The sequence below is a fragment of the Nocardia sp. NPDC004718 genome (genome assembly GCF_053601535.1).
This window is the reverse complement of sequence record NZ_JBSGCA010000028.1, coordinates 1-21,456: the sequence shown is the minus strand read 5'-3', so window position 1 is coordinate 21,456 and position 21,456 is coordinate 1. Positions and strand designations below refer to the sequence as shown.

The 21,456-nt window shown below is 68.6% G+C and carries 18 protein-coding genes and 1 pseudogene; 10 read left to right on the top strand and 9 right to left on the bottom strand.

Going from position 1 to position 21,456, the window contains the following annotated elements; genetic code table 11:
• The first annotated feature begins 111 nt into the window (after positions 1-111).
• The 3 genes and pseudogenes from ACWEH3_RS21600 (at position 112) to ACWEH3_RS21590 (ending at position 4,212) form a co-directional block, all read left to right on the top strand.
• Positions 112-2,424 (top strand): arylsulfatase, encoded by a 2,313-nt coding sequence (locus tag ACWEH3_RS21600; protein WP_450014838.1) that lies wholly within the window; start codon positions 112-114, stop codon positions 2,422-2,424.
• Positions 2,425-2,794: 370 nt separating this feature from the next.
• Positions 2,795-3,096, top strand: a pseudogene (locus ACWEH3_RS21595) (hypothetical protein); the annotation flags it as partial.
• 105 nt (positions 3,097-3,201) lie between these two features.
• Complete coding sequence (locus tag ACWEH3_RS21590; RefSeq protein ID WP_450014837.1) at positions 3,202-4,212, top strand: DNA topoisomerase IB; 1,011 nt, start codon at positions 3,202-3,204, stop codon at positions 4,210-4,212.
• A 43-nt stretch (positions 4,213-4,255) separates the two neighbouring features.
• Here the strand turns inward: ACWEH3_RS21590 and ACWEH3_RS21585 are convergent, their stop codons facing one another.
• Complete coding sequence (locus tag ACWEH3_RS21585; RefSeq protein WP_450014836.1) at positions 4,256-5,458, bottom strand: AI-2E family transporter; 1,203 nt, start codon at positions 5,456-5,458, stop codon at positions 4,256-4,258.
• 510 nt (positions 5,459-5,968) lie between these two features.
• On the opposite strand from ACWEH3_RS21585, the gene ACWEH3_RS21580 reads away from it, so the two are divergent.
• Positions 5,969-7,033, top strand: coding sequence for a DUF4185 domain-containing protein (locus tag ACWEH3_RS21580; RefSeq protein ID WP_450014835.1), 1,065 nt, complete (start codon positions 5,969-5,971; stop codon positions 7,031-7,033).
• Here ACWEH3_RS21580 and ACWEH3_RS21575 read toward each other — a convergent pair.
• From ACWEH3_RS21575 to mftR, 6 genes are all read right to left on the bottom strand, one after another.
• A complete protein-coding gene (locus ACWEH3_RS21575) occupies positions 6,978-9,269 on the bottom strand; it encodes a SpoIIE family protein phosphatase (RefSeq protein ID WP_450014834.1) in 2,292 nt (763 codons plus the stop codon). The genes ACWEH3_RS21580 and ACWEH3_RS21575 overlap by 56 nt on opposite strands.
• Positions 9,266-9,901 carry a SpoIIE family protein phosphatase gene (locus ACWEH3_RS21570; protein ID WP_355077479.1) on the bottom strand — a complete coding sequence of 212 codons (636 nt, stop codon included), beginning with the start codon at positions 9,899-9,901 and terminating at the stop codon, positions 9,266-9,268. Before ACWEH3_RS21570 ends, ACWEH3_RS21575 begins: the two co-directional genes overlap by 4 nt.
• Positions 9,894-10,307, bottom strand: coding sequence for an ATP-binding protein (locus tag ACWEH3_RS21565; RefSeq protein ID WP_051020806.1), 414 nt, complete (start codon positions 10,305-10,307; stop codon positions 9,894-9,896). The genes ACWEH3_RS21570 and ACWEH3_RS21565 overlap by 8 nt, the downstream gene beginning before the upstream one ends.
• Positions 10,297-10,686 (bottom strand): STAS domain-containing protein, encoded by a 390-nt coding sequence (locus ACWEH3_RS21560; protein WP_039798459.1) that lies wholly within the window; start codon positions 10,684-10,686, stop codon positions 10,297-10,299. Before ACWEH3_RS21560 ends, ACWEH3_RS21565 begins: the two co-directional genes overlap by 11 nt.
• A 13-nt stretch (positions 10,687-10,699) precedes the next feature.
• Positions 10,700-11,605 (bottom strand): STAS domain-containing protein, encoded by a 906-nt coding sequence (locus ACWEH3_RS21555; protein ID WP_039798458.1) that lies wholly within the window; start codon positions 11,603-11,605, stop codon positions 10,700-10,702.
• Positions 11,606-11,742: 137 nt separating this feature from the next.
• Positions 11,743-12,339, bottom strand: a complete 597-nt coding sequence (gene mftR, locus ACWEH3_RS21550) for a mycofactocin system transcriptional regulator (RefSeq protein WP_450014833.1) — start codon at positions 12,337-12,339, stop codon at positions 11,743-11,745.
• A gap of 64 nt (positions 12,340-12,403) precedes the next feature.
• Here mftR and mftE point away from each other — a divergent pair, with 64 nt between their 5' ends.
• Together mftE and mftD are read left to right on the top strand one after the other, a co-directional pair.
• Complete coding sequence (gene mftE, locus ACWEH3_RS21545; protein WP_450014832.1) at positions 12,404-13,105, top strand: mycofactocin biosynthesis peptidyl-dipeptidase MftE; 702 nt, start codon at positions 12,404-12,406, stop codon at positions 13,103-13,105.
• Positions 13,102-14,325, top strand: a complete 1,224-nt coding sequence (gene mftD, locus ACWEH3_RS21540) for a pre-mycofactocin synthase MftD (RefSeq protein ID WP_450014831.1) — start codon at positions 13,102-13,104, stop codon at positions 14,323-14,325. Before mftE ends, mftD begins: the two co-directional genes overlap by 4 nt.
• Positions 14,326-14,329: 4 nt before the next feature.
• Here the strand turns inward: mftD and ACWEH3_RS21535 are convergent, their stop codons facing one another.
• Positions 14,330-14,800: a MarR family winged helix-turn-helix transcriptional regulator gene (locus tag ACWEH3_RS21535; protein WP_450014830.1), complete on the bottom strand. Its 471-nt coding sequence runs from the start codon at positions 14,798-14,800 to the stop codon at positions 14,330-14,332.
• Positions 14,801-15,074: 274 nt separating this feature from the next.
• On the opposite strand from ACWEH3_RS21535, the gene ACWEH3_RS21530 reads away from it, so the two are divergent.
• The 4 genes from ACWEH3_RS21530 to ACWEH3_RS21515 all read left to right on the top strand — a co-directional run bounded on the left by ACWEH3_RS21530 (position 15,075) and on the right by ACWEH3_RS21515 (position 19,404).
• Positions 15,075-16,751, top strand: a complete 1,677-nt coding sequence (locus ACWEH3_RS21530) for a fumarate hydratase (RefSeq protein WP_355077486.1) — start codon at positions 15,075-15,077, stop codon at positions 16,749-16,751.
• Positions 16,752-16,888: 137 nt separating this feature from the next.
• The gene (locus ACWEH3_RS21525; protein ID WP_450014829.1) at positions 16,889-17,353 is read left to right on the top strand and encodes a hypothetical protein; all 465 of its coding nucleotides are present in this window, start codon (positions 16,889-16,891) and stop codon (positions 17,351-17,353) included.
• An 817-nt stretch (positions 17,354-18,170) separates the two neighbouring features.
• Positions 18,171-18,755, top strand: coding sequence for an ATP-binding cassette domain-containing protein (locus ACWEH3_RS21520; protein ID WP_450014828.1), 585 nt, complete (start codon positions 18,171-18,173; stop codon positions 18,753-18,755).
• A 229-nt stretch (positions 18,756-18,984) separates the two neighbouring features.
• Positions 18,985-19,404 (top strand): M15 family metallopeptidase, encoded by a 420-nt coding sequence (locus ACWEH3_RS21515; RefSeq protein WP_450014985.1) that lies wholly within the window; start codon positions 18,985-18,987, stop codon positions 19,402-19,404.
• A 220-nt stretch (positions 19,405-19,624) separates the two neighbouring features.
• On the opposite strand, the gene ACWEH3_RS21510 is transcribed toward ACWEH3_RS21515, so the two are convergent.
• A partial coding sequence (locus ACWEH3_RS21510) for an SbcC/MukB-like Walker B domain-containing protein (protein ID WP_452358375.1) occupies positions 19,625-21,456 on the bottom strand: 1,832 nt, incomplete at its 5' end.

Genomic DNA, 21,456 nt, shown 5'->3' with positions numbered 1-21,456 from the left:
GCGGCCCAGGGCCGACAGCGAAGTTAGCAACCACAGACCACCGGGTCATCCGTTCGGCGCACGATGCGCGAAAGAGTGGTGACCCGGGCAAAGGTGGCTTTGACTGCACGAATGCCTGTTCCACCCCATGCTCGCGGCTATGACGACTTCGGCGGCTCCGTCGGCCGCACCACGGCCGATTCGACGCCGGAGTGGAGCTATCCGCCCACCGCTCCCGAGGGGGCTCCGAACATCGTCGTGGTGCTGATCGACGACATGGGGTACAGCGATATCGGCCCGTTCGGCTCCGAGATCGAGACGCCGACGCTGGACCGCCTGGCCGCCGACGGCCTCCGGCTGACCAACTACCACACCACTCCGCTGTGCTCGCCGTCGCGCGCGTCGCTGCTGACCGGCATCAACGCCCACCGCGCCGGCTTCGGCTTCGTCGCCAACGCCGATCCCGGGTATCCGGGGCTGCGCCTGGAACTGGCGGACGACGTGCTGACACTGCCGGAGATCCTGCGCGGCAACGGTTACGCCACCTATGCCGTCGGCAAATGGCACCTGGTGCGCGACGCCACGATGAACCCGGCCGCGCACCGGGATTCCTGGCCGACCCAGCGTGGCTTCGACCGCTACTACGGCTCGCTCGAGGGCCTCAACTCCTTCTACTACCCCAACCAGCTGGTCTCGGACTCCTCGGTCGTCGACATCGAGGAGTACCCGGAGGGGTACTACCTCACCGACGATCTGACCGACAAGGCCATCGCCTACATCAAGGATCTGCGCGCGCACGACGCCGCCAAGCCGTTCTTCTTGTACTTCGCGCACGTCGCCATGCACGGGCCGTTGCAGGCCAAGCCCGCGGACCTGGCCAAGTACCGCGGCCGCTACGCGAAGGGGTGGGACGATCTGCGCAGGAGCCGGTTCGCCGCCCAACTCGCCCAGGGCCTCTTTCCCGCGGGCACGCAGCAGAAGCCCCGCAACACCGAGCCGGGTTACGAAGCGGCGGAGTGGGATTCGCTGACTCCCGCGCAGCAGCGGCGATTCGCGCGGTACATGGAGGTGTACGCGGGCATGGTCGACAGCATCGACCAAAGCCTGGGGCGCCTCGTCGACACGCTCGAACAACTCGGCGAGCTCGACAACACCATCGTGGTGTTCACCTCGGACAACGGCGGCACCGCCGAGGGCGGCCCGGAAGGCACCCGCACCTACTTCGCGGAGTTCGCCCACATCACCGATCCGGACTGGATCGGCGACGTCCCGCACGACGAGGACCTGATCGGCACCGCGAAGCTGGGTGTCCACTATCCGCGCGGGTGGGGCCAGGCGTCCAATACGCCGTTCCGCTTCTACAAGGGCCAGACCTTCGCGGGCGGCGTACGCGTGCCGTTCGTGATCTCCTGGCCCAAGGGGCTGCCGCGCGGCGCGGGCGACAACGGCATCCGGCACGAGTACACCTACGTCACCGATCTCGCGCCGACCTTGCTGGAACTGGCCGGATTGCGGCGGCCGGGCGTACGCAACGGACTGCCCGCCAAGGAGTTCGACGGCGTCTCGGCCGTGCGGACGCTGCGTGACCCCCAGGCGGTGTCCGAGCACACCGAGCAGTACTCGGAGATGGTGGGCAATCGCGGCTTCTATCGCGACGGATGGAAACTGCTGTCGCTGTACGAGCCCGGGACCGATATCGATGAGCCGAGATGGCAGCTGTTCGACGTTCGCGCCGATCCGACGGAGTTGCACGATCTTTCCGAGCGGTTCCCGGAGAAGGTCGCGGAACTGGCCGCCGCATGGGACGAATCCGCCTGGGCGAATACCGTGTTCCCCTTGCTCACGCGCCAGGATCTGGCACGGCGGCGGCCGGAGGAGGACCGATTCTCCGCGCCGGTCCGGCTGCTGCCGGGCACCCCGACCCTGGAGCGGTATCGCTCGCAGCGACTGATCGCCTATCGGGACTTCGTCATCGAGGCGGAACTCGCCGGGTACGCGTCCGGCGACGAAGGGGTTCTCGTCGCGCACGGTGACCCGCTTGGCGGCTACGTGCTCTACCTCGAGAACGGCCGGGTGACGTTCGGTGTCAACAGCTACGGCCGCTACGACAGCGTCACCACGCGCACCCTCGCGGAAGGAACGCGGCACATCACCGTGCGCGCCACGGTGCGGCCCAGGCTGCGGTGGGATTTCGTCATCGAGCTCGATGGCGTCCAGGTCGCGCGGCTGGTGGATCGAGTCCAGCTGGTCGGTATGTCGCCGTGGACCGGGATTTCCGTCGGCGTCGACGCTCGCGGTCCTGTGGCGTGGGAACTGCGCGAACGCCGCGGCACTTTCCGCTACACCGGCGCGCTGCGAGCTGTCACCTACACGCCCGGTCCGATCCAGGTGCCGCGCCGGACCATCGAGGCGGTGGAGCGCGAGGCGGAGTTCGTCGCCGAATGAACCCCTTGGGACCGGGCGTCGGTGCACCGGTTCGATCAACCGGCCGCGCCGCCGCCGGGGCGGCACGAAGGTGCTCGGCATCCCGTGAGCGGTCGGGGAAGGCGGGTGCATTCGGAGGGGATCGACCGCACCCACCCTCGCGCCTCGGCGACAGCTGAGCAGCGGGCACAGCCGACGCGGGCAGCGTCGGGACTGACCGACGGAAACGATTGCGAAAACCCCCGGAAACCCCGACCCGTCACCGACCTTAACGCCGTCGGCCCGACAATGACAGAGAAACGCTTGCCTGAAACGGTTTTCAGGCGACTTCAGGCTGTCTCGAGCCAACGCTTGCGAAGGTGATCTTCGTCTTCGAGATCACTGTTCCCGCAGGCTGAAGGACACCATCGCGACGGGCGCCGCGATCGGCACCGTCGCCGGTGGCCTCGGTGGCGGCTGGTCGGCTGCGTGCTCGGCGGCATCGCGGGAGCGACCGTCGCGGCCGCGACGATCGTCGGCATGTTCGGCCCGTTCATCCCGGCCGCCGCCGTCGGCTGTCTGGGCGGAATCCTGGCCGTGGGGGCTCTGGGCGCACTCGCCGGTCAGCTGTTCGTCACCGCGCCGATCGCCGTCGCCGCTCTGGTGCAGTACTTCACCACCGTCAAGCAGCCCTTCGTCCCGCCGGCCCCGTAGCTCTCCGGCTGGAGCACCGGACACGTGCCGCGCCAGGTCGTCCTGCCGGGTCTTGGCCTCGAACTGTTTCGCCCGTCCAGGAGAGGGCAGCTATGTGATGTGAGCATGCGATTGCGCCGTAGCCGACCGTACGACGGCGGACTCCAACGCGTCCGGCGTGGACGCGGGTTCGGCTATCGCACCGTGCACGGCGAACCGGTGCGGGACGACGCCACACTGGAGCGCGTCCGCGGGCTGGCGATTCCGCCGGCCTGGCGAAAGGTGTGGATCTGCGCGCACGAGAACGGTCACATCCAAGCCGTCGGCGTCGATGCCGCGGGCCGCCGCCAGTACCTCTACCACGAGCAGTGGCGCAAGGAGCGAGACGAGGAGAAGTTCGACCGGGTCCTGGCCTTGGCAGGCCGCCTGCCGGAGGTCCGCGCGCAGGTCCGGGAGGATCTCGCCCTGCGCGGCTCGGCCCGGCGGCGGGTGGAAGCGGTGGCCATCGATCTGGTGGATCGCGGAGTGTTCCGGGTCGGGGGCGAGGAGTACGCCGAGGAGCACGGCACCCGGGGAGTCGCGACACTGCTGCGCGAGCAGGTCCGTGTGTCGGGGGAGCAGATGCTCTTCGACTATCGCGCCAAGGGCGGTATCCGGCGACGAGTGAGCGTCCGAGACCCATTGCTGGCCGAAGCCGTTCGATCACTGCGGCGCGGCGGGACGGAATCCGATCGGCTCTTGGTGTACCGGGACGGCGACCGCTACGGCGAACTGCGCGCCGACGACGTCAACGCGCGCTTCCAAGAACTCGCCGCCTGCGAGTGCAGCGTCAAAGACCTGCGCACCTGGCAGGCGACCGTCCTGGCCGCGGCCGCGCTCGGTTCGATCGAACGGCCGTCGAACCTCCGTGCGCGCAAGCGTGCGGTCCGGGAGGTCATGGACGAGGTCGCAGCCGCACTCGGCAATACCCCGGCCGTCGCCCAGGCGTCCTATGTCGATCCACGGGTGGTGACCGCCTTCGAGAACGGTACGACCGTCGCCGCGGCGCTGCGGCGCGCGAAGCGGGCCGGATCCGCCGACGCGGAGCGGGCGGTCATCGACAGCGCGGTCATCCGCATGCTGCGCCGGACACGGTGATGCCGAGGTACCGGGAACGCGATGCGGCCGCACCCGGTCTCGCTCATCGCTCGTCGAGTGAGGGCAGGACGGTCTCGCGCATGATCAACAGGACGGCCGCGGCGACGGGGATGGCCAGCAACGCCCCGATGATCCCGAGCAACGCGCCACCGAGCAGCACCGCCACCACGGTCACGAGCGCGGGTACGTGCACCGCCCGGCCGATGATGCGTGGCACCAGAACGTAGTCCTCGACCAGGCGCAACGCGATGAAGAACGCGACGGTCGCCACCGCGACCGGCAGGGAGACGGTCAACGCGACCAGCGCGACGATCACCCCGGCGAGCGTCGAACCTACGATCGGGATCAGGTCGAGCACAGCTACCAGCACCGCCAGCAGCAGTGGGTACGGCACGTCGAAGATGAGCAGCCAGATGCCGGTCAGAACGGCGGTGATCAGCGAGATGACCAGGTTGCCCAGGATGTAGCCGCCGACCTTGGCGAAGATCTCGTCGCCGATCAGAATGGCGCGGGAGCGGCGCGAGTGGGGAAAGAGCCGGTAGACCGAAGCGCGCACACGGGTGAAGTTCGCCATGAAGTAGGCGGTCAGCACCGCGATGACGACCGTGCTGCTGACGATCGAGAACACCGCGCGCCCGGCGTCGAGCACCCCGGTGGTCAGACCGGAGGAGTCCGATTCGAGTGTTCGCCGCAGCCGGTCTTGCAGGTGGAATCGCTGGTCGAGGCTGCCGATGTAGGGATAGCGGTCGGCCAGATGAGTGACGTAATCGGGCGCGTTGTGCGCGAGCGCCTCACCCTGCGTGACCAGCGGTGGTATCGCCGCGGCGAGAAGTCCGGCGAACAGGCCGAGCCCGACCAGGTAGACGGTCGTCACCGCGGCCCAGCGCGGGAACCGGGGCCGTACCAGCCGGGACACCAACGGCTCCATCCCGACGGCCAGGAACAACGCCACCACGATCAGGATCAGCGTCTGGCCCGCCGCGAGCACGGTGCGAATGGCGGCGTAGGTCACCGCGACACCGGCGGCTCCGGTCATCCCGACCATGAACGGCGAGCGCCGATCGAAGGGACGTCCTGGTCGGCCCAGGGGGAACTCCGCACTGCGCGCACGGGCGGCTTCGGCCTCGGCGGCGACGATCGGACCGGATTCGTCGGTGCCGTGGGGTTGTGCGATGTTGCCGCTGTGTCCGCTGTCCGCGACATCGGGGGCGGGATGTTCTTCGTCGGGAGTGTCTCTTTCGGACATACCTTCCGTCCGATCCGTGGGTGTGCTGGCCCGGTATGGCAGTGCGCGATTTACCCGCTGCGCGGCCGCCCAAACACGGCACCGGAGCGGTGATGGCCGGTCTACGCGCCGAGGGTGTCGCACCGGCGCGGAATCGCACGCGGCGTCGGCACGCCCGCACGGCATCGGGGGTCCAGGGATGCCGCGGCCCGATGGAATCGACACCGTCGGGTCGTTCGATCGGCACCGGCTGATCCCGCGCGTTTCCCAGCCGTGGGCGAACACCGCGCACCTCCGAAGCGGCACCCGAAAAGCGGCCTCAGCCACCGCTATCGCGCGGACTGTCACCGAATCGAGCTGCCGGAATACAAGCTGCACAGTCGGTTTCCGCATTCTCGCTTGTCCTCGTCGCCCGAATCAGCAACGTCGCAGCCATCGGCAGCCGATACTGATGGATATCCCGTGCACACTCGCGGCGATCCCTACGAGCCGATCCATCAGCGACGCTCCGAGAATCGACAGGATCCGGCGATGCCCAAGATCGCGAACCTGAACCCGCTGCCGATGGCCGACATCGGAGGCTCGGATCTGTTCATCCCCTTCCGCATGCCGAGCGGTGAGATCGGATACCTGCTCGGTGACACGTTCTCCGGCGCCGAACCCGCGGTGGGAGGGCCGAATTGGCGTTCGCCGATGCTGTTGCGCAGCGGCACCCACGACATGTCCGGACCGATCGAATTCCGATCGGCGGCGCGGGATGCCCGGCAACTCTGGGACTACCGGCACGACAATCCGCAGTACTCCACGGTGCTGCCCTGCGACGCCATCACGATCGGCAGCCGGATCTATCTGTGGGTGATGGTCACCCAGGGATTGGCGAACGAGCGGTGGTGCGAGATCCGGTATTCCGACGACAACGGCGACAGCTGGACCGATACCGCCGTGCGGTGGTCGACCAGCGCCTACGGCGGCAAACGCACGATGATCTCGTGGGAACGCGGTGGCGACGGCTACGTCTACGTCATCTCCACCGGCGGACTGGCCCGGAACAAGAACATGCTGCTGTGGCGAGTACGCGAGAGCCATGCCGCGCTCATCGACCCGGCGGCCTGGCAAGGATGGGGTTGGAACGGACAGGATTGGGGCTGGGGCCGGGATCCGGGCGGCGATCCGCGTTTCGGCATCCTGGCCGACGACACGAAACTAGGCGAGATCGGATTGCGGCGGATCCAAGGAAATTGGGTGATGTCGGGATTCGACGCCGGTGCCTACGGCGCCTTCGTCAAGGTGGCCAGGAGGATCACCGACAACTGGCGCACAGCCTGGACCTACCGCCCGGTGAAAGGATCTTTCTGGGCGCCGGGCGGTCCCGATATCGTGCCGCGCCTCTATGGTTGTTATGTCCACCCGGACAGCAGGTTCGACGGCGCGTTCTGCATGATCGTCAGCGAATGGGCGGAATCCGGTAACCCGTATCGGGGCATGCAATACCGGATCTACGGAGTCCGGCCCGCCGCTGCGCTCAGCACCAGGCGGGTCCTCAGCCGGGAACGCGCCGGTTCGTCCCGCGCAACGGATTTGCCACCGGGAAGGTGATCGCGGGCAGCGTCACCGACATCCGCACGGTCGTCCCCGATTCCGAGTGGTCGATGTCGAGTTCCTCGGTCAGGGCGCGCATCATGTCGATACCGCGGCCGCGATACCCGGGATCGGATGCCCGTGGCTTCCAGCCGCCCGCGTCGGCGACCACGATGACGACGGTGTCGATGTCGCAGGTGGCCGACATCCGCACCCGGCCGGTGTCGTCGTTGCGGTAGGCGTGCTCGATGCTGTTGCTGCACGCCTCGTTGGCCGCCGCGACCAGATCGGCGGCCAGGTCGTGCGGCACCGCCGCGGCGGCCAGCCAGCCCTTCAGCGTGCGCCGCAGCGCCGCGAGCTCGTCCGCGCGCGCGGGCACGTCCAGCCGCAGCGGCGCGGGCGGCTGGCGGTAGACCACCATGGCGACGTCGTCGTCGTACCCCGCGGACGGCCGCAGGCGCGACAGCACCGCGTCGGCCACTTCGCGCGGCAGCCGTCCCGAGGTGTCGGCGAGCACCGCGGCGATCTTCGCGAATCCATCGTCGATGTCGACGCCGCGCTGTTCGACCAAACCGTCGGTGAACAGCACCAGGGTCGAACCGGGTGTGAGCGCCGTGGTGGCCTCCGGCCTGCGCGGCGGATCGAAGGTCGCCAGCGGCACCGAGCGCCCGCCTTCCAGCAGTCTGCCGGTCCTGGCGACGTCGGCGAGGATCGGTGGCATGTGACCGGCGCTGCTGTAGCGGACCAGACCGCGCACCGGGTCCAGCACAGCGGCGCAGACGGTGGTGCACATGGCGCCGGGGATGCGCGCGGCGACGGTGTCGAGTTCGGCGAGCAGCTGCGCAGGGCCCGCGCCGCGCAGCAGCAGCGCACGGGCGGCGGTCCGCAACTGTCCCATCACGACCGCGGCGGACAAGCCGCGACCCACGCAGTCGCCGACCACGACGCCGATGGTGCCGTCGCGCAGCGGCACCACGTCGTACCAATCGCCGCCGATCTCCAGCGGCGGCAGCGCCGGCTCGTAGTGCACCGAGAAACGCGGCGGCAGATCGATCGGGCCGAGCATGGCGCGCTGGAGGGTCAGCGAGGTGGCGCGGGCCTGGTCGAAGTTGCGCGCCCGCTGCACGGCGAGACTGAGATGACCGATCAACAAGGAGAACAGCGTCCAGTCCGCGGCACTGATCGCCCGGGGTGCGGCGAAGCGCAACCACACCGCCGCGTCGCCGGTCTCACCGAGCGGAGCGACAATGCCCTCGGAGCTCTCGGCTCCGTCCGGAATGGCCAGCAGGCTGCGTGGCGGCCTGCGTCTGGCCCGCTCCAGCAGGGCGCGCGACCCGTCGTCGAGGGACGCGGCGCCGTCGTGCGAAGTGCGGTCGGCGCCCGTACCGGAGACGTACACCTCCGGCACCGCGTTGCGGCTGGGCCACACCGCCACCACCGCGGTTTCCGCGCCCACCGTGCGGCGCAGCTCGTCGAGCCCGACGGCGAGCACTTCGACCACACTGGTGGCCGCGCCGACAGCGGTGGCGAGCCGGGACGCGGCCTGGTCGCGCGCCTGCGCGTCGTATTCGGCGGTGATGTCGCGGAGCGTGCCGACGAAGATCCGCTCGTTGTCCTCCGGCTTGATCAGGGCGCTGGTGCTCACCGCGAGCCATACATTGCGCCCGTCGCGGTGCCGGATCGGGATGACGAAGCGCTGTGCCTCGGTACCGAGGTCGGGATAGCGCGGACCGTCCGGGCTCGACCACGGATGCGGCAGCGGATAGGGGACGCCCGCGGCGCCGTAGCCGGTCAAGGCGCCGAAGGCGGTGTTGACCTCGATGATGGTGCCCTGCGCGTCGGCGACGAAGAAGCCGTCCTGCAGCGATTCCACCAGCGCCGTGCGGAACGCGTCGCGTCCGGCGAGATCGTCGGCGCGGGTGCGCTGCTGCTCGTAGCGGCGGGTGCCGTCCAGATAGCCGCGGGTCGCGATGTCCAGCGGAACGAGGGTCTGCAACAGGAATTCCAGCGCGGTTTCCGGTAGGCGTGCCGCGGGTTCGCCGCCCCCGGTGGCAGCGTCCTTCGGTAGCTGTTCCTCCGCTTCCTGGACCACGCGGAAGTGGTTCTCCGTGAGGTCGAGCAGACTGATGCCTTCGACCAGGGCCCGCCTGCCCAGCTCGTAACCCTCGGCGAGACCGGCCTGGGTCGGCGAATCCATGTGCCGCCGTAGCGCATCGCCATAGTCGCCCAGGAAGTCGGCCAGCAGGGCGCTCATTTGGCCGTCCCTCCCGCACCGCGGTGCCGCGCCGCGAGCACCAGCGCGTCGTCGGTGTCCTTGGCGTGCCGGGCGAGCATGTCGGCGGTGATGTCGGCGGTGGACTTGGAAAGGTCGATGGCGGAGGCGGATTCGGTGACGATACCGTCGGTGGACATCAACAGCAGGTCACCGGGACGGACCGCGACCGACTGCGGCTGGAGGTTGGCCGGAAGGCGATAGCCGACGATGCCCGCGGTCAGCAGGACGGTGGCGTGCACCTTCAGGCTGCCCGCCGGACCCGCGGTGAGCACTTGGGATTCGACATTGCCGACGCCGAGCCAGCGCACCGTGTCGCCCTCGTCGAACAGGGCAAGCGAGATCGCCGCACCCCGGGTGTCGGCCATCGCCCGATGGCACAGCACCATCAGCACGTCCAGCGGTTCGGCGCGGTTCTCCGACAGCACCCGCGCGGCGCGATCGGCCGCGTCCGCCGCGGCGGCGCCGTGCCCGAGCCCGTCGAGGACCGCGAAGAGGACGGTGCCGCCACCGGCGTCGAGGACGACACCGCGGTCACCGGAGACCTGTTGACCCGGCAGTGCGCGTCCGGCCACCGCCCACTCGATCCGGCCGATGAACCCGTCCTCATGCACCGTTCGGTACCCACTTCCACATCTCCACCAGCGTGCCGCGACCCGGCGCGGAATCCACGGTCAGCCGGTCCATCAACCGCCGGGCGCCGGGCAGACCGAGCCCGAGCCCGCGTCCGGTGGAGTAGCCGTCCTCCAATGCTCTGGCGATGTCGATGATGCCGGGCCCCTGGTCCTCGGCCTGCACCACCAGGGCCTGACGGCCCTCCCGGTCGTCGACGAGCAGACGGATCTCGCCGCTGCCCGCGTAACTGGTGATGTTGCGGGCGATCTCGGAGATCGCCGTGGAGATCATCGTGCGGTCGGTGAGGGTGAATCCGAGTTTCGCTGCCAGTTCGCGTCCGGCTTGACGTGCGGTCACGATGTCTCCGGACACCCTGACCGCGATCACCACGTTCTCAGCGGCCACTGTCACGACCGTCTCGCTGGCGACGGGCTGGGATCTTGCGGTCCAACCAGGCGAGTCCCTCTTCCAGATCGAGGGCGGTGTGCATGTCCTCGAAGGTGAGACCGAGCTGCACCATGGCGAACGCGACTTCCGGTTGCAGACCGACGATCACCGTTTCGGCGCCGCGCAGCTGCGTCATGTGCGCGATGGTACGCAACGATCTCGCGGCGAACGAATCCATCACGTCGATTGCGGTGACATCGACGATGATGCCGTGTGCCCGGTATTTGCTGACCTGTTTCATCAGGTCGTCCTGTAGGCGCTCGGTATCGGCGTCGGTCAGCGCCGACTGCACCGACGCGATGAGATACGTCCCTTGTTTGAGAATCGGAACCGGCATGTGGCGCGCCTGATCAGCGGCCGTCGCGTTCGGTGACCCGTTCGGTCACGCGGGAAACCTCGTAGCCCAGCAGCCGTTCCGCTTCTTCGATACCGCCCTGCAGGTCGCCGACCGCGTTCATCTTCGACAGATCCAGGCCGATGGTGACCAGGGTGAGCGCGATCTCCGAGGACAACCCGGTGATGATCACGTTCGCGCCCATCAGGCCGGACGCGTCGACGGTCTGCACCAGATGGTTGGCCACGGTGGAGTCGATTTGAGGCACACCGGTGATGTCGATGACGACGACCTTCGCGCGGTTGGCCCGGATGGCGCGCAGCAACTGCTCGGTGAGCTGGCGGGCGCGCTGACTGTCCAGCACGCCGATGATGGGCAGGATCAACAGCTGTTCGCGCACCTGCAGCACCGGCGTGGACAGCTCGCGGATGGCTTCCTGCTGCTGCCGGATGACGCGCTCGCGCTCCTGGACGAAGGACACGGTCACGGTGTTGGCGATGCGGTTGGCGGCCGGTTCGTAGGCGTCGAGCACCTTGTTGAGGAGTTCGAAGTCCGACTGATACTTCTCGAAAAGGCTGCGTGCGAGCACGTCGCGCAGCAGAAGCACGATGCCGATGACCTCGTCGGTCTCGACGCCTCTCGGGATGATGCGTTCGGACAGGTCCCGCGCGTACGCCTGCAGCGCTTCGACGCTACCGGTCTCGAGCACGTCGACGTAGCCGTCGTAGATCGAGGTCGCCTCGGAGAAGATCTCCTCCGGGGTCATGGCGGTGAGCAGTTGGGCGTCGGCGATGCGGCGGGCCCACTCTTCACGCAGCGCGGTGCGGTTCTGGCGCAGGTGCTCGACGAGTTGCGGGAGCAATTGATCGATGGGTCCCGCGGTCAGGGAATCCGCCGAAAGGCTCATGGACACCTCGGACATGGACTCCTGCCCCTTTCGACGGTTCAGTCGGGATCTGTGTGCATTCGGCGCGTGCCGATTCCGAGCCTAGTCATACCCCACCCGAGTCGCCGACGAAACCTGCCGGTTGTTCGCCTGATGTTCGAGTGCGGAGTTCCTCACGGCACCGTAGCGAATCCGCGTTCCAGCGCTGCGAGCGCCTCGTCCAAATACACCGTGAGGTCCGCGTCGGCGCGGGTCAGCCAGGCGTCGAACGCGGCGCGCGCCGCCGCCAGCGTGGTCCGGCCGACGGCGAGCGGGATGAGCCCGTCCTCCGGTTCGCCGAGCCGGCCCGCCGCGAACGCGCTCACGGCGCGCTCCCAGGCGTCGTAGTGCGCGCCCGCGGTGGCGGCCAGCGCGGGGACGTTCGCGACCAACTGCATCCGGGTGCGCAGTTCCGGAACGTCCTCGGCGCGATATTTGTTGGCGTCGACCACGACTCGGCGCACCGCGGTCATCATCGGAACGTCGTCGGGCACCGTCGCGAACGCGGCGCGCAGCGCGGCGACCTCGTCGTCGAACTGCGACCAGAGCACCTCCGCCTTGGTGGGGAAGTACCGGAAGAAAGTGCGTCCGCTGATGCCTGCGGCGACGGCGATCTGCTCGACGGTGGTCTCGTCGAAGCCCTGTTCGCTGAACAGTCGCATCGCGATCAGTTCGAGTTCGCGTTTGGTGGTGCCGCGTGGGCGGCCGCGCGTGGCCCGGTTCTCCAGCATTGTTCGATTGTGCTCGGCCGCCGCGACCCTTGATTTTGTCAGTGACTGACGATAATCTCGCCGCATGTTGGCGGATCTCACCTGGCCCGAGGCGGGCGCGCGCGCCACCGCGGGTGCGATCCTGGCCGTCGCGGTCGGCGCGACCGAGCAACACGGCCCGCATCTGCCGCTGTCCACCGACACCGACATCGCCGCGGCATTGTGCGCCCGGCTGGCCGCGGCGCGCGCGGACGTGCTCGCCGGACCGGCGATCCCGTACGGCGCCAGCGGCGAGCACGCGGGCTTTCCCGGCACGCTGTCGGTCGGGCAGGCGGCGCTGGAACTGCTTGTGGTCGAGCTGTGCCGCTCGGCGACCGAAACCTTCGAGCGGATCCTGCTGGTCAACTGGCACGGCGGCAACATCGAACCGCTGCGCCGGGCCGAGGATCTGCTGCGCGCCGAATCGCGTGACGTGCGCGTCTACTTGCCGCGCTTCGATGGCGACCCGCACGCGGGCCGGTCGGAGACGGCACTACAACTGGCCCTCGCGCCCGAGCGCGTGCACGCCGACCGCGCCGCGGCCGGGGACACCCGCCCGCTGGCCGAACTGCTGCCGCTGCTGCGTAGCGGCGGAGTGCGCGCGGTCAGCGCCAACGGCGTGCTCGGCGACCCGGCGGGCGCGACCGCCGCCGAGGGCGCGGCACTGCTCGATCACCTGAGCGCCGACCTGCTCGACCGAACCCGGCACTGGTGGCCGGAGAACTCCCGGGAAAGGACCGGAACATGAATCCGTGGTTCGAGACCGTCGCCGAAGCGCAGCGGCGGGCGAAGAAGCGCCTGCCGAAATCGGTGTACGGCGCGTTGATCGCAGGCTCCGAGCGCGGCCAGACCATCGAGGACAATCAACGGGCGTTCACCGAACTGGGTTTCGCGCCGCACGTGGCCGGGCCGATCGGCGCGCGCGACCAGTCCACGACCGTACTGGGGCAACAGCTTTCGATGCCGGTGCTGATCTCCCCGACCGGTGTGCAGGCGGTGCATCCCGACGGTGAGGTCGCCGTCGCCAGGGCGGCCGCGGCGCGCGGCATCGCGATGGGCCTGAGTTCGTTCGCCAGCAAGCCGATCGAAGAGGTGATCGCGGCCAACCCGACGACCTTCTTCCAGTTGTACTGGTGTGGCGGCAAGGACGAGATCCTGCAGCGGATGGACCGGGCTAAGCGGGCCGGCGCGGTCGGGTTGATCCTGACGCTGGACTGGTCGTTCTCGCACGGGCGGGACTGGGGCAGCCCGGTCATCCCGGAGAAGCTGGACCTGCGCACGATGCTGAAGTTCGCGCCGCAGACCCTGGCGCGTCCCCGGTGGCTGGCGACCTATGCGCGGTCGGGCAGCATTCCGGATCTCACCGCGCCCAACATGGCCATCGGCGACGCGCCCGCGCCGGGTTTCTTCGGCGCCTACGGCGAATGGATGGGCACGCCCCCGCCGGACTGGGCGGATGTGCGCTGGGTCTGCGAGCAGTGGGAAGGGCCGGTGCTGCTCAAGGGCGTCATGCGGGTGGACGACGCGCTGCGTGCGGTCGACGCGGGTGTGGCGGCGATCTCGGTGTCCAACCACGGCGGCAACAACCTGGACGGCACCCCCGCCGCGATCCGCGCGCTGCCGGTGCTGGCGGACGCGGTCGGCTCGCAGATCGAGGTGCTGCTCGACGGCGGCATCCGGCGCGGCAGCGACGTGGTGAAGGCCGTGGCGCTGGGTGCGCGGGCGGTCATGATCGGGCGCGCCTATCTCTGGGGCCTGGCCGCGAACGGGCAGGCCGGCGTGGAAAACGTGCTGGATATCCTGCGCGGCGGCATCGATTCGGCGCTGCTGGGTCTGCGCAAGACGAGCGTCAGCGATCTCGAGCGCTCGGACGTGGTGGTGCCCGCCGGTTTCGAGCGAGCGCTCGGGCTGCCCGGAAACCGCTCCGCGGCAAGCGGTCCGGCGGACCACGCGGCCACGCCCGGCTGAGCGGTCAGTTCTCGGCCGCCACCCGCCGGTGGTGCGCGAGCAAGGTGTCGTAGATGTCGGCCAAGTCGGCCAGCTGCTGGCGATCGAGGATGTCGATCATGTGCCTGCGCACGCTCTGTACGTGCGCGGGGGCGGCGGCGGTGAGCACATCGGCGCCGAACGGGGTGAGCTTGGCCGCGGTGCGGCGAGCGTCGTCGGGGATCGGCTCACGGACGACCAGTTCCCGTTTCTCCATGCGGGTGATCTGGTGGGAGAGCCTGCTCTGCGACCACTCGAGTTTGGCCGCCAGATCGGCGAAGGTGAGCCGGTGGTCCGGTGACTCGGCCAGATAGGCCAGCACCGAGTATTCGACGTAGGTGAGGTTGGACTCCTTGGTGGAATCCCGCCCGACCGCCGCGGCGATGAGGTCGCGGGTGCGCACGAAACCCAGCCAGGCGCGCATCTCGACGTCATCGAGCCAATGGGGATCGGTCACGACAGCGCTCCAAACTCCGATTTGTCCCAAGATCGTTCCGTGTCGCGATGTGCGGCGCGGAACGGTCCGCGCGCGGCCGGACTCGGCCGCTTGTGCGCTTTCTCAGAGATGAGAGGTAGCATCACCGGGGTTGAACGTGCAACCTTTGCTGGCCAACTGTCCGAGATAGGGTTGCCTAACCAGCAGGGGTCTGTGCGGCGGTGACTAGGCTCGCTGTGCTCGTGACCAGCCCGGCCGTTCGCGGTGTTCGGGCCCGTTCGAAGGAGTGCGACTGGTGACCGCGCCGGAGTTCCGTTATTCAGACCTGCTGCCCATCGGCGCGGACGACACCCCCTACCGGTTGCTCACGACGGAGGGCGTCAGCACGTTCGAGCACAACGGGCGCACCTTCCTGCAGGTCGCGCCGGAGGCGCTGCGGCTGCTCACCGAAACGGCGATGCACGACATCAGTCACTTCCTGCGTCCGGCGCATCTGGGCCAGTTGCGCAAGATCATCGACGACCCCGAGTCCAGCGGCAACGACCGCTTCGTCGCGCTGGATCTGCTCAAGAACGTCAACATCTCCGCGGGCGGCGTCCTGCCGATGTGCCAGGACACCGGCACGGCGATCGTGATGGGCAAGAAGTCCGAGGGCGTGCTGACCGGCGCCGACGACGCGGAATGGATCAGCAGGGGCGTGTTCGACGCCTACACCAAGCTGAATCTGCGGTACTCGCAGCTGGCGCCGATCACCATGTGGGAGGAGAAGAACACCGGTTCGAACCTGCCCGCGCAGATCGAGTTGTACTCCACCGCGGGCGATCCGGCGAACCCCGCCTACAAGTTCCTGTTCATGGCCAAGGGCGGCGGGTCGGCGAACAAGTCGTTCCTGTACCAGGAGACCAAAGCCGTCCTGAACCCCACGCGGATGCTGGAGTTCCTGGACGAGAAGATCCGCTCGCTCGGCACCGCGGCTTGCCCGCCGTACCACCTCGCTGTCGTGATCGGCGGCACCAGCGCCGAGTTCGCTTTGAAGACGGCGAAATACGCCTCCGCGCACTACCTCGACAACCTGCCCACCGAGGGCTCGCTGTCGGCGCACGCCTTCCGCGATCTGGAACTGGAGGAAGAGGTCTTCAAGCTGACCCAGTCCTTCGGTATCGGCGCCCAGTTCGGCGGCAAGTACTTCTGCCACGACGTGCGGGTCGTGCGCCTGCCCCGGCACGGCGCCAGCTGCCCGGTCGCCATCGCGGTGTCCTGCTCGGCGGACCGGCAGGCGCTGGCCAAGATCACCGCCGAGGGTGTGTTCCTGGAGCAGCTCGAGCGCGAGCCCGCGCAGTACCTGCCCGAGCAGACCGACGCGATTCTCGGTGGCGACGTGGTGCGCGTGGACCTGAACCGGCCGATGGACGAGATCCGTGCCGAATTGTCCAAATATCCGGTGAAAACCAGGCTTTCGCTGACCGGTCCGCTGGTCGTCGCCCGGGACATCGCGCACGCCAAGATCAAGGAGCGGCTCGACGCGGGCGAGCCGATGCCGGACTATCTGCGGGACATGGCCGTCTACTACGCGGGCCCGGCCAAGACGCCGGAGGGTTACGCGTCCGGCTCGTTCGGCCCGACCACCGCGGGCCGGATGGACTCCTACGTCGACCAGTTCCAGGCGGCGGGCGGCTCGTTCGTCATGCTCGCCAAGGGCAACCGTTCCGCGCAGGTCACCAAGGCGTGCAAGGAACACGGCGGCTTCTATCTCGGTTCGATCGGCGGGCCCGCGGCGCGGCTGGCGCTGGACTGCATCAAGTCGGTCGAGGTGCTCGAATACCCCGAACTGGGCATGGAAGCCGTCTGGAAGATCGAGGTCGAGGACTTCCCGGCGTTCATCGTCGTCGACGACAAAGGCAACGACTTCTTCGCCGAAACGCAGAAGCCGATCGCGCTGCGCGTGCGCACCCGCTCCAAAGAGCGCGTCTGAGCCGTCCTCCGTGCCCGCCTCGGCGGGCCCGGACACGACGATGTCACCCCGATCGCCGGGGCTGTGGTGCGGTCGCAGCGGGCACGCTTAGCGAAGAACTTCGTCGATTTCCGCACCGATGCAGGTCGAGGAGAGCTATGAGCACGTCCAGGCCAGTACCGACGGCGTTGTGTATCACCGAGTCGGCCGCCTCCCGGTTGGCCGATCGCGCTGCCCGTGAGGGAACCAGCTGTACCACACTGCTCGATCGGCTGATCCACGAAGGCGTCGACCAGCTCGACCACCCCGGAATCGTCTTCCGCGGTCCGCTGCACGACCGGCGTGCCGCGCTGACGGCCGGTCCGGAGGTTTGGGAAGTCGTTGCGCGCCTGCGCGAATTGGACGGACCGCTGGAACGCCGGATCGCCGTGCTCAGCGCCAAATCGGACCTGCACGCGAGCAAGATCAGGCTGGCGCTCGCGTATGCCCGCGCGCACGGCGGCGAGATCCTGGAGCGGATCGCGCGCAACAGGGAAGCGGCGGAGTCGATTCGCCGGGCAGGTGTGCGGATGACCGCGCCGCCGTCGCGTCCGGGCGCGCTGGGCGGCCCGCCGGGAGTGTGACCGGTCCGCATCGTCTGATGCGGCCGGTCTTCACATGGCTGGGGAGGGAATGTGAAATTCCCGACATCTGTGGATGATTCACCCGATTCACGGGCGGCTGGCGGCGCGAGCCACAGCCGCCCGCGGTGTGTCCGCGGCTCGAAATGGTTCGCCGCGTCCGGATCGCGGGGATTCGCGGAATATGTCCGTACTGATGTCCGGGCTCGGATATGCCTGACATACAGGCTGAAAGGGACACATCGCCTCGCGAAAGTTGCTCGCGAGGGCTCGATCTCATTCCGCCGGTCGTCCACAATAGGGCGCAAATCACCCAAAGGCCGCTTATCGGCGGCCAATTCGAGATTAGTAGCAGGTTGAATGCCATGGTGATCCACAACACATCCACAGATTGTGGACATCACTTGTTCCAGGATGGGCGAAATGTTTGCCGCAATGCGGCAATTGAGCGCATACCGGACATAGCAGATGAGCATTATCCCAAGTTGTGGAGTTTCCTGTGGAATTCGCTGAATGTTGTCCACAGGTGAAGTGCACTGCATGTGGAGTGGCGCGCCAGTTGGATGCACCGGCTGTAGTCGACCTTGTGTCTCGAACCCCGGCTGAGCCGGGAAGCGGATGATTTGTTCGCTCACGCACCGTTCGAAGCCGAATGAACTTGTCCGGTACCCCGAACCGTACGACTATGGCAGTGGATCGAGATCCGCCTCGGTCGGACGCAGGGGGCGAAGTGTCGGAATTACGGCGCGAAGACCGAGTTCGGTACCGCGATCTGGTCGCTCTACTGCGAGGGCACGCAAGGGAAGTCGGTGCCGGTGCCGTGCTGCTGCTGGCGGGTACCGGCGCGGGACTCGTGCAGCCTTGGGTGACCATGCGGATCATCGACGCGGTAGCCGGCCGGCACGCGGTAGCCGGGCTCGTGGCATCGCTCATCGTGGTGTTCGTCGCACAGGCGCTGTTCGAGACCTGCGGCGACTTTCTCGTATCGCGCACCAGCGAACGAGTGGTATTCGATCTCGCTGGTTTCGAGGATGTCCTCGCCCGACTCGATGGCGGCATGGACGCGCAGGTCGGCGAGCACGGACAGTCCCTGTCGGGCGGCGAGCGGCAGCGTTTGGCGATCGCACGCGCGTTGCTGACCGAGCCCGACCTGCTTCTGCTGGACGAACCGACGTCGAACCTGGACCCGATCAGCGAAGCGGCTGTCTTGCGGACGTTGCGCGAACTGCGCGGACGTTGCACCGTTCTCGTGGCCGCCCATCGGTATTCGACGATTCGGGACGTGGACAGTGTCGTGGTGCTCGACGGCGGACGCGTGGAAGCGATCGGAACCCATGACGAACTGATGGCCTCGAGCGAGTACTACCGCGAGCTCGCGAAGGACACGATCACCGCGTCCGCGTGAAGCTCTCGCACCGCCTTCTGCCGTGCGCCGGTCACCGCGAAAGTCCTGCTCCGTTGGCACGGGAGCGCGTTGCGATCGGGGCATATCCGGCATAGGTGATCGCAGGCGATAGCATCGGCGCATGGTGTTCGGGAATGCTGGGCGGAGCCGGGTGGCGGCGGGACTATCGGTGGCAGTGCTTCCGGCGCTGGTCGCGGTCGGTTTTTCGGCGGGGGAGGCGCAGGCCGACATGGCAGTCGCCATCGAACAGCGCGAATCGGTGGGTTCGGCGACGGGGACCGAAGGCCTCGATCCCGCGCTGGCGCTGGCCTACACCTTGGCCGAACGCGAGGCGCACACGCAGGGGGTGCCGCTGTCCATCACGTCCGGGTACCGGACGCCCGCCGAGCAGCAGGCGCTGTGGGAGGACGGTGTGGCGACCTACGGGCCGGACAATGCGCGCCGCTGGGTCCTGCCGCCGGAGGAGTCCACCCACGTGTCCGGAGACGCCATCGATGTCGGTCCGCAGCAGGGCGCGCGGTGGCTGGAGGCGAACGGCTACCGATGGGGGCTCTGCCGGTCGTTCGAGAACGAGTACTGGCATTTCGAGTTGCAGACCGCGCCAGGCTCACCGTGCCCGCCCATGCTCCCCGACGCCAGCGTGCGGTGATCGGGTCGGTTCGGCAGAATACGGCCACTTCGAAAACCATTGGCGGCGCAGCGAATCGCCCCACGCCGCGCGCGAACTGACCGGCGTGGGAGCCAGCGCGCACGCTGCCTGCCGCTGCTGCGCGCGCTGGACCACCGATCTGGAATGGCGGTGATCAGACTGCGGTCGGCCCGCTGCGACCTCCCGGACCGAGCCGTCGATCAACCCGGCCCGGAGGCGATCAGCTCACCGGCGTGAGTTCCAGCCCGCCCTCGATCGTGGTGGGAAGCCTGCGGCGATCGGGGGAGCCGAGGGCGGCGGTGAGATCGGTTCCGTCGTGTTCGGCGAGCAGGTCGCCGCTGTCCCACACCAGCAGGGTCGCGCTGACGGTGTTCTCGGCCGCCGAGTGCGCCAAGTCGTAGTGCGCGCATGCCGGGACGTGGGGGTAAGTGATCCACAGGTCGTAGCCGGTCATGAACAGATCGAGGTCGAATTGCACACTCAGTCCGAGCAATTCGCTGCGGCCGTTGTCGTCGACACCCGCGAACGCCTCGTCCAGCGCCAGCAGGCGCGGGGCCTGCGGATCGGCGGAATCGAGCATGACGTGCGCCGCGGCGAACAGCGGCAAGTGCAGCGACACCGACTGCTCACCGCCGGACAGCGCGCTGTGCCTGGCCACGGTGAGCTTGTCCTCGCTACCGTCAGCGGAGATCAAGGTGAACGAGAACACCCGCCAGATGCGGTAATCCAGGGTCGCGGCGAGGATCTCGGGGTAGGAGCGTTCCGGGTGCGCCGCCCGCGCCGCCCTGATCTCGGAGGCGAAGTGCGCCCGGATCGCCGCGAGATCCTCCGCCGTCAGCGCCGACGCGTCCCGGTCGAGCAGCTTGCACATCGCCCGCGCCGCGTCGGACAGGCTGTCGGCCAGCACCCAGTGCACGCCGATGGTGTTGCCCGAGGACATCCGCCGCTGCTTCATCTCCGCGCCCATCCTGGCGATGAGATCGCGCGCGTCGCTGGTGCGTTCGTGGATCTGCTGGGCCAGGCCGGTCAACAGGGCATCCTCCAGGATGCGGCGCTCGGCGTCGGTGAGCAGCAGTTCCTGATCCCGCCGGGCGGCGTCGACGCGGGCGGCGAAGTCGGCCAGCGCGGAAACCCCGTGTTCGTCGTGCACCTGGACGACGGTGAGGCCGTCGGCGGCGTCCCATTGCAACCGGTAATCGCGGCCCGAGCCGGCCAACGCCGCGTCGAACTCCTGCAACGCCCCGGTCACCGCCGTGCGCGTGGACTTGCGGGTCGCCTCGCTCGCGCGCACCGCCGCCGTGGCCGCGGTGAGGCTGTCGAACAGCGCGGCGACTTCGTCCGGCAGCACCCGCGGTGATGCCTCCGGCCCCGCCGTCGCGATCCGGTACAGCAGTTGCTCGGGCGTCGACCACGCGGCGTCGCTGCTGGGCCAGCGTCCGTCGGCGGGGGCGCCGAGCAGCGTGAGCAGATCCGGCTGAGCGTATGGCGCGAGGGCTTTCACCTCCGCCAGCACCTCGGTCAGCGCGGTGGCCAGCGACTCGTGCGCGGTACGGTAGGCGGCTTCGGCGTCGCCGACCGCCTCGATGGCCTGGTTGGCGGCCTTGCGCGCGGACTTCTGCTCGGCCTTGGTCGCCTCGATCCGCTGCCGGGCCTGCCCCAATTCACGGTCGATGTCTGCCGCGCCGGCGCCGAGGGCATCGCGCAGGGTCTCGAGCTTGCGCAATTGCTCCTGGTATCCGGTGCGCGCGGCCTCGGCCTCTTCCGCGAACGCCTCGGCCAGGTCGGTGGCTTCGGTCAAGCGGTCGTCGGCTTCGCGTTCGCGCTCTCGTTCCCGCTCGTGGTCGCCGCGCAGCCGCAGCAATCCCGTGCCGGTGTTCTCGAAGTGCCGGATGGCGGCGGCGAGGGCGTCGATCTCGCGCGCCGTGCGCGGTGTGCGGTGCGCGGTGGCGGCGGCGCGCAGTTTCTTCTCCGCGGCGGACACGTCCGCGACCGCCTGGTCGAGTTCGCGCTCGGCGTGGGCGGCGGCCTCCGCACGCGATCGCAGCACGCCCG

Bases quoted from the DNA above. Each gene is read 5' to 3' on its own strand.
- ACWEH3_RS21585 (WP_450014836.1), bottom strand. From the start codon at position 5,458: ATGTCCGAAAGAGACACTCCCGACGAAGAACATCCCGCCCCCGATGTC.
- ACWEH3_RS21575 (WP_450014834.1), bottom strand. From the start codon at position 9,269: ATGAGCGCCCTGCTGGCCGACTTCCTGGGCGACTATGGCGATGCGCTA.
- ACWEH3_RS21580 (WP_450014835.1), top strand. From the start codon at position 5,969: ATGCCCAAGATCGCGAACCTGAACCCGCTGCCGATGGCCGACATCGGA.
- ACWEH3_RS21590 (WP_450014837.1), top strand. From the start codon at position 3,202: ATGCGATTGCGCCGTAGCCGACCGTACGACGGCGGACTCCAACGCGTC.
- mftR (WP_450014833.1), bottom strand. From the start codon at position 12,339: ATGCTGGAGAACCGGGCCACGCGCGGCCGCCCACGCGGCACCACCAAA.
- ACWEH3_RS21555 (WP_039798458.1), bottom strand. From the start codon at position 11,605: ATGTCCGAGGTGTCCATGAGCCTTTCGGCGGATTCCCTGACCGCGGGA.
- mftD (WP_450014831.1), top strand. From the start codon at position 13,102: ATGAATCCGTGGTTCGAGACCGTCGCCGAAGCGCAGCGGCGGGCGAAG.
- mftE (WP_450014832.1), top strand. From the start codon at position 12,404: ATGTTGGCGGATCTCACCTGGCCCGAGGCGGGCGCGCGCGCCACCGCG.
- ACWEH3_RS21600 (WP_450014838.1), top strand. From the start codon at position 112: ATGCCTGTTCCACCCCATGCTCGCGGCTATGACGACTTCGGCGGCTCC.
- ACWEH3_RS21515 (WP_450014985.1), top strand. From the start codon at position 18,985: ATGGCAGTCGCCATCGAACAGCGCGAATCGGTGGGTTCGGCGACGGGG.
- ACWEH3_RS21525 (WP_450014829.1), top strand. From the start codon at position 16,889: ATGAGCACGTCCAGGCCAGTACCGACGGCGTTGTGTATCACCGAGTCG.
- ACWEH3_RS21560 (WP_039798459.1), bottom strand. From the start codon at position 10,686: ATGCCGGTTCCGATTCTCAAACAAGGGACGTATCTCATCGCGTCGGTG.